Origin of the sequence: Noviherbaspirillum sedimenti (genome assembly GCF_003590835.1) — a bacterium.
Lineage (GTDB): Bacteria > Pseudomonadota > Gammaproteobacteria > Burkholderiales > Burkholderiaceae_D > Paucimonas > Paucimonas sedimenti.
In genome coordinates this window covers 1-9873 of record NZ_QYUQ01000001.1, presented here as the reverse complement: position 1 = coordinate 9873, position 9873 = coordinate 1, and the positions used below count along the sequence as shown (strand labels likewise).

Below are 9873 nucleotides of genomic sequence, written 5' to 3'. Positions count from 1 at the left end.
GGGTGTGCGCACGATGGAAGACTTGGCGGCGCGCCACGCCGGATTGCAGCGAGCGGCAGAACGCGGACGCAAGTTGATCCTGGACCTGATGCAGAGCGCACAGCGCGAACATGTGACGACCGCGCTGTTTTCGCTGGCGATCCGCAAGAATCCACCGGCGGTGGTGATCGATTGCGCAGCCGCCTTGCCACCGGCCTTCTTGCAGTATCCGGAGCCGCCGCCGCCCGTGCCGGATAAAAAAGCCATCGCGGCTGCATTGAAAGCAGGCATTGAAGTGCCCGGAGCGCATGCCGAACAGGCGGTGCGGCTCGATATTCGTTAATCGGTATGAAATAATTTCATATGAAGCCGACACGAAAGCGCAACGCCCCGACCAGGCGCCAGAAGATTGCGAGCGGCGGCAGCAGAAGCGAGGTCAGCAGGATCTCGCTGACGTTTGAAGCAGTTTTTTCCGTGCCGCGCAGGCGCTGCAGGCACAGACTTGCACTGAGCAGTATCCAGCAGGCGAGGGCAAGCAGCGCTGCCGACGTTTCGTGGAAGACCAGCGCGGCGACCAGGCATAGCAGCACCATGACGATGGCATGGTAGTGCCATGGTATGGCCGGACTGATTTTTTCACGATACAGGAGCGGATGCTTTTTATAGAGCAAAGCGTCGAACTGCATGCGTTGCTGTTGCAGCAGGCTGGTGCCCCAGGGTGCCGCAGCGACCGGATGTTCGACCACCGCCAGCGGCGCATGGCAGATAACGGCATTTGCTTGCAGCAGTCGAAAATACAGATCCGAATCTTCGCGCCCGGCGGTGCCGAAGCGTTCGTCAAAGCCGCCCATATCTTGCAGAACCTGCCTGAGGCAAAAGCAATTGATGCTGGCGAATTCCGCTTGCTCCAGAGTTTTTACGGTGCGCTCATGATCCGTCGGCAGGCCAGGCAGCGGGGTCAGGATCTGCCCGCACACTGCCTGCGCGATGCCATTGAAGGCCAGCATTCCCTGCGCCAGCCAGTCGGCGCAGGGAATGGTATCTTCCTCGGTAAAAGCGATCAAGGCGCCACGGGCGAGCTGCCATCCATGATTGCGCGCTGCGGCCGCACCATCCTGGCCGCCTGCCGGCAGATAAATGATGCAGGGACCATTTCCAGGCGGGTTCAGATAGCTTTCCACCACTTCGCGGCTGGCACGACTGGGAACACTGTCGACCACGATGATTTCATACTGGCGAGGCGACAGGGTTTGCCGCGTCAACGCTGCCAGGCAACGGTTCAGCAGTTCAGGTCGATCCCGGGCCGGCAATATCACCGACATCTGGATACCGCGCGTACGTGACTTCCAGATCGGTTGTATTTGTGCAGTATGGATCACCCCTGACGGTGCATCGGCCGCCAGGCGGCCGGCATACAGGATGGTATTTATCTTCGCTTGTTTGCCACCCTGATGTACACAACGCGGATTACTGGGAAAGGCAATAATTTTCGCCATTTATGAAATCCCCATGCAAAAACAGTCGTTTTGCCACGCACTTTAAGTATTGGAGACGCAATTGCCATTCCAGTTCCAGGCTTCATCCGTTCTGTTTGACATGTTCCGGATACCGTAACGCGAATCATGGCTAGAACCGCGATTCAAGACAGGATCGGCATGCCGCAGCGCAAAGTAAAACGATTGAGGAACTTTTCAGTCTAACTTTTGCGCGGCGACGCTGGCTGTCGCCAGCAAGCGTGACTGGCGAACCATGAATCCGCATGAGAGGGGCAGGTGATGGTCAAGGTCGAACGATTAATTGAAGTGAATGTGCCGGTAAGCATCGTTTATAGGGAGCTAAGCCAGTTCGAAGAATTCCCCCGCTTTATGAAAGGCGTTCATTCAGTGCACCAGCTCGATGATGCGCATCTGCATTGGCGAGCAGAAAAAAATGGCAAGGAAATGGAGTGGGATGCGGAAATCACTGAACAAATTCCTGAACACTGCATTGCCTGGCGTAATACCAGCGGCCCCAGAAGCGAAGGCAGGGTTGTGCTGGAAGCGCTGGATCCCGACAAAACCCGCATATTCCTGTCCATGGAAGCCGAGGAAGCGCCGCTGGATCAGACGGCAAGCGAAGATGGCTTCCCACCTCAGGATGAGGGCGATCTGGCGCGCTTTAAAAAAATGGTCGAAAGCAAAGTACGTTCGCGTGGCGCCAATTCTGACGACCTCCATCGCCAGGCGTCGGTTACGCAGGGACGCACAGTCGATGCAGACGCCGAAAATGCGCTCCCGCGGAATGCCGGCCAGAGCCAAGCGGCAGGAGAGGCGCCGCTGCATCGGCGCCAGGCATGGACGCCGCCGGTGGATATCGAGCAGCATGCCGGCCAGATGCATATTCGCACCGATTTGCCGGGGGTAAGCAAACAGGATGTGCAAATAGAAATCCTTCGCGACCAGTTGATCATCGAAGGCGAGCGGCGCGCTGGCGCCGGCGGGCAGCAGACGGCGCGTCATCGTGCCGAGTGCAATTACGGCCATTTTTACCGGGTGATTACCTTGCCTGCAGGGGTGGATCCGGATTCGGCGCAGGCCAGCATGCATGACGGCGTACTGGATGTCAGCTTCAGGATGGCAGCCGCACCGGGTACTGTCCGACGCCTGGACATCCAGGGCGGATGATGCAAGCTTATTGCTATGTTGCAGGCAGAAGGGATTGCGCGGAATGACGGAATTGGCAGGCTGGAGCAGCGCAATGATCCTGGCGCTGACGATTTCTTCCCAAGTTTATGCGCAATGGCGCAGCAAGAGTTGCGCCGGTGTTTCCAATTGGTTTTTCATCGGCCAGATGCTGGCCTCGCTGGGCTTCGTGCTGTACAGCTACCTGGTTGAAAACTGGGTTTTCGTCTGGACCAATGCTTTCAATTTTGTGGCAGCACTGATCGGTCAGTCAATTCATGCGCACAACAGGCGTATGAGCCGCGAAGTCATTGCTGCCGCCGGACAAACCGGTTGATTACCGACAGGGCAGGAATTTTTTACCATCTCCTGTAGTTAATGCCAATCATAGTTACCATGTCATTGCGCGCAGCGCGCATTGATCGACGCCTGCGTTGGTAGACGACGGCAGTTTGCGGCATTCGAGCATGCGCAAATGGCGTATGGCTAAGATAGCTCATGCTGTCGCTTGTCGCGGCAACGACGATTCGGCAAGTCATGGGAGTCTTGCATGAGTGTTGCGTGCCCTTCTTTCCGTCTGCTGGATGCCGGCACCGTGTCGGCGCGTCCGAAAATAGCGGTGTTTCGCGCCATGCACCTTGGGGAAATGCTGTGCGCGGTGCCGGCGCTGCGCGCCTTGCGGACGGTGCTGCCGATGGCCCATGTTACCTTGATCGGCCTGCCATGGGCCGCCAGCTTTGCCCGGCGGTTTTCCAGGTATGTCGATGCGCATGTCGATTTCCCCGGCTTTCCAGGTTTGCCCGGGCAGTCGGTGGCGCTTGAACGTATCCCCGGATTTATCGCTGCCATGCAACAGCAGCGCTTCGACTGCGTGCTGCAGATGCATGGCAGCGGCGCCTTGACCAATCCCCTGATCCGGACCTTCGGCGCTGCCAGGAACGCCGGCTATTACCGGCAAGGCGACTATTGCCCCGATCCCCTGCATTTCATGCCCTGGGATGAGAATCAGCATGACATCCTGCGCCTGGTGCAATTGATGGAATTTCTCACTGTGCCGAGCGCCGGGCTTGAGCTGGAATTTCCCCTGACCGAGGCGGATTGGCAGGCGCTGCGAGCCAGTCATCCGGCGCTGCCGGCGGCCGGCTCGTATGTCTGCATTCATCCCGGCGCGCGTCTGCCGGCGCAGCGCTGGCCGGCCGCGCATTTCGCCGAAGTGGCAGACCGCCTGCATGCGGCAGGGCTGCAAGTGGTGCTGGTCGGTTCGACCCAGGAAGTCGCGCTTGCGGCAGCGGTCCGGCAGCATATGAGGGCGCCGGCATTGAGCCTGGCCGGAAAGCTCGGACTGGGTGCCTTTGCGGCGTTGCTGGCGCAGGCACGACTGGTGATTTGCAACGATACCGGCATTGCCCATATTGCCGCCGCGCTGCAAACGCCGAGCCTGGCTGTGTGCTGCGGCAACGGCGGGCGGCGCTGGGCGCCGCTGGACGGGCGTCGCCACCGCTGCGTGGATGCTGCGACTGCACTGGCCGCACGGACGCAAGCCGTGGCAAGTGCCAGTGTCATGGAGACCGTTCGCGCCTTGCTCGCCGATTCGGGCATGCCGCTTGCATGAAGACTGGTCTTGCGCGCAAAGGAAAACATCCACGGGGAAGAACATGGCAAACAGCATTCCGGAGATATTTGTCGCAAGGGAATTGGACGCGGCAAAAATGAGTCGCCTCGCGCTGGCGAGCGTGTTGCTGATGCTGCTGGTGGCCTGTAATCGCCCGAGTATGCCGCCAACACCGGTGGTTCCGTCCAAGCCGAAAATGCAGTCTGGCATGCAAATGGAAGCGGTGCACCAGGCAATTTTCAATTATGCCCGGCCGGCCAGCAAAGCATCCTCTTCCCTGGAGCCCGAGCCGGAAGAGGGTAAGTGCGGCCGCTTGCAGGTATGAAGGCAGTGTGGGACATCAGACTTGCGTGGCAATCTGATGTGGCAGGCGAACCCGGGGTGCATCCGGATGTCGAAGTTCAGGTGAGACGTTCAGTTGTGAAGTTCAGGTGCGAAGTACAGTTGATGCAGTGCCAGTCTTCTCTTATGGAAAAGACTTGAACTGCATTGTCACGATGCCGCAGTTTTTTAGTCTGTTCATTGATTTCTGAATATGCAGGCAACCATGCTTCCCTTTCCCGATCGCCTGCAGGCGGGGCAGCTGCTCTCCCGGCAGCTTGAAAAATATGCCGGTCGGCGCGACGTTATTGTACTGGCCTTGCCTCGTGGCGGTGTGCCGGTCGGTTATGCAATTGCCGCCAGCATCGCCGCTAGGCTGGCGGCAATTGCATAACCGACCGGCACACCGCCACGAGGCAAGGCCAGTACAATAACGTCGCGCCGACCGGCATATTTTTCAAGCTGCCGGGAGAGCAGCTGCCCCGCCTGCAGGCGATCGGGAAAGGGAAGCATGGTTGCCTGCATATTCAGAAATCAATGAACAGACTAAAAAACTGCGGCATCGTGACAATGCAGTTCAAGTCTTTTCCATAAGAGAAGACTGGCACTGCATCAACTGTACTTCGCACCTGAACTTCACAACTGAACGTCTCACCTGAACTTCGACATCCGGATGCACCCCGGGTTCGCCTGCCACATCAGATTGCCACGCAAGTCTGATGTCCCACACTGCCTTCATACCTGCAAGCGGCCGCACTTACCCTCTTCCGGCTCGGGCTCCAGGGAAGAGGATGCTTTGCTGGCCGGCCGGGCATAATTGAAAATTGCCTGGTGCACCGCTTCCATTTGCATGCCAGACTGCATTTTCGGCTTGGACGGAACCACCGGTGTTGGCGGCATACTCGGGCGATTACAGGCCACCAGCAGCATCAGCAACACGCTCGCCAGCGCGAGGCGACTCATTTTTGCCGCGTCCAATTCCCTTGCGACAAATATCTCCGGAATGCTGTTTGCCATGTTCTTCCCCGTGGATGTTTTCCTTTGCGCGCAAGACCAGTCTTCATGCAAGCGGCATGCCCGAATCGGCGAGCAAGGCGCGAACGGTCTCCATGACACTGGCACTTGCCACGGCTTGCGTCCGTGCGGCCAGTGCAGTCGCAGCATCCACGCAGCGGTGGCGACGCCCGTCCAGCGGCGCCCAGCGCCGCCCGCCGTTGCCGCAGCACACAGCCAGGCTCGGCGTTTGCAGCGCGGCGGCAATATGGGCAATGCCGGTATCGTTGCAAATCACCAGTCGTGCCTGCGCCAGCAACGCCGCAAAGGCACCCAGTCCGAGCTTTCCGGCCAGGCTCAATGCCGGCGCCCTCATATGCTGCCGGACCGCTGCCGCAAGCGCGACTTCCTGGGTCGAACCGACCAGCACCACTTGCAGCCCTGCCGCATGCAGGCGGTCTGCCACTTCGGCGAAATGCGCGGCCGGCCAGCGCTGCGCCGGCAGACGCGCGCCGGGATGAATGCAGACATACGAGCCGGCCGCCGGCAGCGCCGGATGACTGGCTCGCAGCGCCTGCCAATCCGCCTCGGTCAGGGGAAATTCCAGCTCAAGCCCGGCGCTCGGCACAGTGAGAAATTCCATCAATTGCACCAGGCGCAGGATGTCATGCTGATTCTCATCCCAGGGCATGAAATGCAGGGGATCGGGGCAATAGTCGCCTTGCCGGTAATAGCCGGCGTTCCTGGCAGCGCCGAAGGTCCGGATCAGGGGATTGGTCAAGGCGCCGCTGCCATGCATCTGCAGCACGCAGTCGAAGCGCTGCTGTTGCATGGCAGCGATAAATCCGGGGATACGTTCAAGCGCCACCGACTGCCCGGGCAAACCTGGAAAGCCGGGGAAATCGACATGCGCATCGACATACCTGGAAAACCGCCGGGCAAAGCTGGCGGCCCATGGCAGGCCGATCAAGGTAACATGGGCCATCGGCAGCACCGTCCGCAAGGCGCGCAGCGCCGGCACCGCGCACAGCATTTCCCCAAGGTGCATGGCGCGAAACACCGCTATTTTCGGACGCGCCGACACGGTGCCGGCATCCAGCAGACGGAAAGAAGGGCACGCAACACTCATGCAAGACTCCCATGACTTGCCGAATCGTCGTTGCCGCGACAAGCGACAGCATGAGCTATCTTAGCCATACGCCATTTGCGCATGCTCGAATGCCGCAAACTGCCGTCGTCTACCAACGCAGGCGTCGATCAATGCGCGCTGCGCGCAATGACATGGTAACTATGATTGGCATTAACTACAGGAGATGGTAAAAAATTCCTGCCCTGTCGGTAATCAACCGGTTTGTCCGGCGGCAGCAATGACTTCGCGGCTCATACGCCTGTTGTGCGCATGAATTGACTGACCGATCAGTGCTGCCACAAAATTGAAAGCATTGGTCCAGACGAAAACCCAGTTTTCAACCAGGTAGCTGTACAGCACGAAGCCCAGCGAGGCCAGCATCTGGCCGATGAAAAACCAATTGGAAACACCGGCGCAACTCTTGCTGCGCCATTGCGCATAAACTTGGAAGAAATCGTCAGCGCCAGGATCATTGCGCTGCTCCAGCCTGCCAATTCCGTCATTCCGCGCAATCCCTTCTGCCTGCACATAGCAATAAGCTTGCATCATCCGCCCTGGATGTCCAGGCGTCGGACAGTACCCGGTGCGGCTGCCATCCTGAAGCTGACATCCAGTACGCCGTCATGCATGCTGGCCTGCGCCGAATCCGGATCCACCCCTGCAGGCAAGGTAATCACCCGGTAAAAATGGCCGTAATTGCACTCGGCACGATGACGCGCCGTCTGCTGCCCGCCGGCGCCAGCGCGCCGCTCGCCTTCGATGATCAACTGGTCGCGAAGGATTTCTATTTGCACATCCTGTTTGCTTACCCCCGGCAAATCGGTGCGAATATGCATCTGGCCGGCATGCTGCTCGATATCCACCGGCGGCGTCCATGCCTGGCGCCGATGCAGCGCGCCTCTCCTGCCGCTTGGCTCTGGCCGGCATTCGCGGGAGCGCATTTTCGGCGTCTGCATCGACTGTGCGTCCCTGCGTAACCGACGCCTGGCGATGGAGGTCGTCAGAATTGGCGCCACGCGAACGTACTTTGCTTTCGACCATTTTTTTAAAGCGCGCCAGATCGCCCTCATCCTGAGGTGGGAAGCCATCTTCGCTTGCCGTCTGATCCAGCGGCGCTTCCTCGGCTTCCATGGACAGGAATATGCGGGTTTTGTCGGGATCCAGCGCTTCCAGCACAACCCTGCCTTCGCTTCTGGGGCCGCTGGTATTACGCCAGGCAATGCAGTGTTCAGGAATTTGTTCAGTGATTTCCGCATCCCACTCCATTTCCTTGCCATTTTTTTCTGCTCGCCAATGCAGATGCGCATCATCGAGCTGGTGCACTGAATGAACGCCTTTCATAAAGCGGGGGAATTCTTCGAACTGGCTTAGCTCCCTATAAACGATGCTTACCGGCACATTCACTTCAATTAATCGTTCGACCTTGACCATCACCTGCCCCTCTCATGCGGATTCATGGTTCGCCAGTCACGCTTGCTGGCGACAGCCAGCGTCCGCGCAAAAGTTAGACTGAAAAGTTCCTCAATCGTTTTACTTTGCGGCTGCGGCATGCCGATCCTGTCTTGAATCGCGGTTCTAGCCATGATTCGCGTTACGGTATCCGGAACATGTCAAACAGAACGGATGAAGCCTGGAACTGGAATGGCAATTGCGTCTCCAATACTTAAAGTGCGTGGCAAAACGACTGTTTTTGCATGGGGATTTCATAAATGGCGAAAATTATTGCCTTTCCCAGTAATCCGCGTTGTGTACATCAGGGTGGCAAACAAGCGAAGATAAATACCATCCTGTATGCCGGCCGCCTGGCGGCCGATGCACCGTCAGGGGTGATCCATACTGCACAAATACAACCGATCTGGAAGTCACGTACGCGCGGTATCCAGATGTCGGTGATATTGCCGGCCCGGGATCGACCTGAACTGCTGAACCGTTGCCTGGCAGCGTTGACGCGGCAAACCCTGTCGCCTCGCCAGTATGAAATCATCGTGGTCGACAGTGTTCCCAGTCGTGCCAGCCGCGAAGTGGTGGAAAGCTATCTGAACCCGCCTGGAAATGGTCCCTGCATCATTTATCTGCCGGCAGGCGGCCAGGATGGTGCGGCCGCAGCGCGCAATCATGGATGGCAGCTCGCCCGTGGCGCCTTGATCGCTTTTACCGAGGAAGATACCATTCCCTGCGCCGACTGGCTGGCGCAGGGAATGCTGGCCTTCAATGGCATCGCGCAGGCAGTGTGCGGGCAGATCCTGACCCCGCTGCCTGGCCTGCCGACGGATCATGAGCGCACCGTAAAAACTCTGGAGCAAGCGGAATTCGCCAGCATCAATTGCTTTTGCCTCAGGCAGGTTCTGCAAGATATGGGCGGCTTTGACGAACGCTTCGGCACCGCCGGGCGCGAAGATTCGGATCTGTATTTTCGACTGCTGCAAGCAAATGCCGTTTATCTGCCATGCGCCGCTGGCGGTGGTCGAACATCCGGTCGCTGCGGCACCCTGGGCACCAGCCTGCTGCAACAGCAACGCATGCAGTTCGACGCTTTGCTCTATAAAAAGCATCCGCTCCTGTATCGTGAAAAAATCAGTCCGGCCATACCATGGCACTACCATGCCATCGTCATGGTGCTGCTATGCCTGGTCGCCGCGCTGGTCTTCCACGAAACGTCGGCAGCGCTGCTTGCCCTCGCCTGCTGGATACTGCTCAGTGCAAGTCTGTGCCTGCAGCGCCTGCGCGGCACGGAAAAAAACTGCTTCAAACGTCAGCGAGATCCTGCTGACCTCGCTTCTGCTGCCGCCGCTCGCAATCTTCTGGCGCCTGGTCGGGGCGTTGCGCTTTCGTGTCGGCTTCATATGAAATTATTTCATACCGATTAACGAATATCGAGCCGCACCGCCTGTTCGGCATGCGCTCCGGGCACTTCAATGCCTGCTTTCAATGCAGCCGCGATGGCTTTTTTATCCGGCACGGGCGGCGGCGGCTCCGGATACTGCAAGAAGGCCGTGGCAAGGCGGCTGCGCAATCGATCACCACCGCCGGTGGATTCTTGCGGATCGCCAGCGAAAACAGCGCGGTCGTCACATGTTCGCGCTGTGCGCTCTGCATCAGGTCCAGGATCAACTTGCGTCCGCGTTCTGCCGCTCGCTGCAATCCGGCGTGGCGCGCCGCCAAGTCTTCCATCGTGCGCA

The 9873-nt window shown here is 58.7% G+C and carries 15 protein-coding genes and 1 pseudogene; 7 read left to right on the top strand and 9 right to left on the bottom strand.

Features of this window, described 5'->3' with window-relative positions; all coding sequences use genetic code 11:
* Positions 1–322: siphovirus Gp157 family protein (locus D3878_RS00080; protein ID WP_199688049.1), on the top strand; the 322-nt coding region annotated here is incomplete at its 5' end.
* Between the two features lie 16 nt (positions 323–338).
* Here the strand turns inward: D3878_RS00080 and D3878_RS00075 are convergent.
* A complete protein-coding gene (locus D3878_RS00075; protein WP_119783617.1) occupies positions 339–1475 on the bottom strand; it encodes a glycosyltransferase family 2 protein in 1137 nt (378 codons plus the stop codon).
* A 279-nt stretch (positions 1476–1754) separates the two neighbouring features.
* Here D3878_RS00075 and D3878_RS00070 point away from each other — a divergent pair, with 279 nt between their 5' ends.
* From D3878_RS00070 to D3878_RS00055, 4 genes are all read left to right on the top strand, one after another.
* A complete protein-coding gene (locus D3878_RS00070; RefSeq protein WP_119783616.1) occupies positions 1755–2642 on the top strand; it encodes an Hsp20 family protein in 888 nt (295 codons plus the stop codon).
* Between the two features lie 43 nt (positions 2643–2685).
* Positions 2686–2976 carry a PQ-loop repeat-containing protein gene (locus D3878_RS00065; protein WP_119783615.1) on the top strand — a complete coding sequence of 97 codons (291 nt, stop codon included), beginning with the start codon at positions 2686–2688 and terminating at the stop codon, positions 2974–2976.
* A 213-nt stretch (positions 2977–3189) separates the two neighbouring features.
* Positions 3190–4251 carry a glycosyltransferase family 9 protein gene (locus D3878_RS00060; protein ID WP_119783613.1) on the top strand — a complete coding sequence of 354 codons (1062 nt, stop codon included), beginning with the start codon at positions 3190–3192 and terminating at the stop codon, positions 4249–4251.
* 43 nt (positions 4252–4294) lie between these two features.
* Positions 4295–4576 (top strand): hypothetical protein, encoded by a 282-nt coding sequence (locus D3878_RS00055; RefSeq protein WP_119783614.1) that lies wholly within the window; start codon positions 4295–4297, stop codon positions 4574–4576.
* A 341-nt stretch (positions 4577–4917) separates the two neighbouring features.
* Here the strand turns inward: D3878_RS00055 and D3878_RS00045 are convergent, their stop codons facing one another.
* The 5 genes from D3878_RS00045 to D3878_RS23630 form a co-directional block, all read right to left on the bottom strand.
* Complete coding sequence (locus tag D3878_RS00045; RefSeq protein WP_338016796.1) at positions 4918–5085, bottom strand: hypothetical protein; 168 nt, start codon at positions 5083–5085, stop codon at positions 4918–4920.
* Positions 5086–5307: 222 nt separating this feature from the next.
* Positions 5308–5589 carry a hypothetical protein gene (locus D3878_RS00040; RefSeq protein ID WP_119783614.1) on the bottom strand — a complete coding sequence of 94 codons (282 nt, stop codon included), beginning with the start codon at positions 5587–5589 and terminating at the stop codon, positions 5308–5310.
* A 43-nt stretch (positions 5590–5632) separates the two neighbouring features.
* A complete protein-coding gene (locus D3878_RS00035) occupies positions 5633–6694 on the bottom strand; it encodes a glycosyltransferase family 9 protein (RefSeq protein ID WP_119783613.1) in 1062 nt (353 codons plus the stop codon).
* A 213-nt stretch (positions 6695–6907) separates the two neighbouring features.
* Positions 6908–7243, bottom strand: a complete 336-nt coding sequence (locus D3878_RS00030) for a PQ-loop repeat-containing protein (RefSeq protein ID WP_233556179.1) — start codon at positions 7241–7243, stop codon at positions 6908–6910.
* Positions 7240–7635: an Hsp20/alpha crystallin family protein gene (locus tag D3878_RS23630; RefSeq protein ID WP_233556178.1), complete on the bottom strand. Its 396-nt coding sequence runs from the start codon at positions 7633–7635 to the stop codon at positions 7240–7242. The genes D3878_RS00030 and D3878_RS23630 overlap by 4 nt, the downstream gene beginning before the upstream one ends.
* 49 nt (positions 7636–7684) lie before the next feature.
* Between D3878_RS23630 and D3878_RS24175 the strand changes: the two genes are divergently transcribed.
* Complete coding sequence (locus D3878_RS24175) at positions 7685–8020, top strand: hypothetical protein (protein ID WP_233556177.1); 336 nt, start codon at positions 7685–7687, stop codon at positions 8018–8020.
* Here D3878_RS24175 and D3878_RS24170 read toward each other — a convergent pair.
* Positions 7925–8125: pseudogene (locus D3878_RS24170) on the bottom strand (SRPBCC family protein); the annotation flags it as partial. The gene D3878_RS24175 and the pseudogene D3878_RS24170 overlap by 96 nt on opposite strands.
* 278 nt (positions 8126–8403) lie before the next feature.
* On the opposite strand from D3878_RS24170, the gene D3878_RS00015 reads away from it, so the two are divergent.
* Positions 8404–9561: a glycosyltransferase family 2 protein gene (locus D3878_RS00015; RefSeq protein ID WP_119783611.1), complete on the top strand. Its 1158-nt coding sequence runs from the start codon at positions 8404–8406 to the stop codon at positions 9559–9561.
* Here the strand turns inward: D3878_RS00015 and D3878_RS24760 are convergent.
* Together D3878_RS24760 and D3878_RS00005 are read right to left on the bottom strand one after the other, a co-directional pair.
* Positions 9558–9653 (bottom strand): hypothetical protein, encoded by a 96-nt coding sequence (locus D3878_RS24760; protein WP_420799465.1) that lies wholly within the window; start codon positions 9651–9653, stop codon positions 9558–9560. The two genes, D3878_RS00015 and D3878_RS24760, sit on opposite strands and share 4 nt — an antisense overlap.
* Positions 9620–9873, bottom strand: a 254-nt coding sequence (locus D3878_RS00005; protein WP_147383837.1) for a siphovirus Gp157 family protein, incomplete at its 5' end; no start/stop codon positions are given. The genes D3878_RS00005 and D3878_RS24760, both read right to left, overlap by 34 nt.

Bases quoted from the DNA above. Each gene is read 5' to 3' on its own strand.
- D3878_RS00075 (WP_119783617.1), bottom strand. From the start codon at position 1,475: ATGGCGAAAATTATTGCCTTTCCCAGTAATCCGCGTTGTGTACATCAG.
- D3878_RS00070 (WP_119783616.1), top strand. From the start codon at position 1,755: ATGGTCAAGGTCGAACGATTAATTGAAGTGAATGTGCCGGTAAGCATC.
- D3878_RS00065 (WP_119783615.1), top strand. From the start codon at position 2,686: ATGACGGAATTGGCAGGCTGGAGCAGCGCAATGATCCTGGCGCTGACG.
- D3878_RS00060 (WP_119783613.1), top strand. From the start codon at position 3,190: ATGAGTGTTGCGTGCCCTTCTTTCCGTCTGCTGGATGCCGGCACCGTG.
- D3878_RS00055 (WP_119783614.1), top strand. From the start codon at position 4,295: ATGGCAAACAGCATTCCGGAGATATTTGTCGCAAGGGAATTGGACGCG.
- D3878_RS00045 (WP_338016796.1), bottom strand. From the start codon at position 5,085: ATGCTTCCCTTTCCCGATCGCCTGCAGGCGGGGCAGCTGCTCTCCCGG.
- D3878_RS00040 (WP_119783614.1), bottom strand. From the start codon at position 5,589: ATGGCAAACAGCATTCCGGAGATATTTGTCGCAAGGGAATTGGACGCG.
- D3878_RS00035 (WP_119783613.1), bottom strand. From the start codon at position 6,694: ATGAGTGTTGCGTGCCCTTCTTTCCGTCTGCTGGATGCCGGCACCGTG.
- D3878_RS00030 (WP_233556179.1), bottom strand. From the start codon at position 7,243: ATGATGCAAGCTTATTGCTATGTGCAGGCAGAAGGGATTGCGCGGAAT.
- D3878_RS23630 (WP_233556178.1), bottom strand. From the start codon at position 7,635: ATGCGCTCCCGCGAATGCCGGCCAGAGCCAAGCGGCAGGAGAGGCGCG.
- D3878_RS24175 (WP_233556177.1), top strand. From the start codon at position 7,685: ATGGAGGTCGTCAGAATTGGCGCCACGCGAACGTACTTTGCTTTCGAC.
- D3878_RS00015 (WP_119783611.1), top strand. From the start codon at position 8,404: ATGGCGAAAATTATTGCCTTTCCCAGTAATCCGCGTTGTGTACATCAG.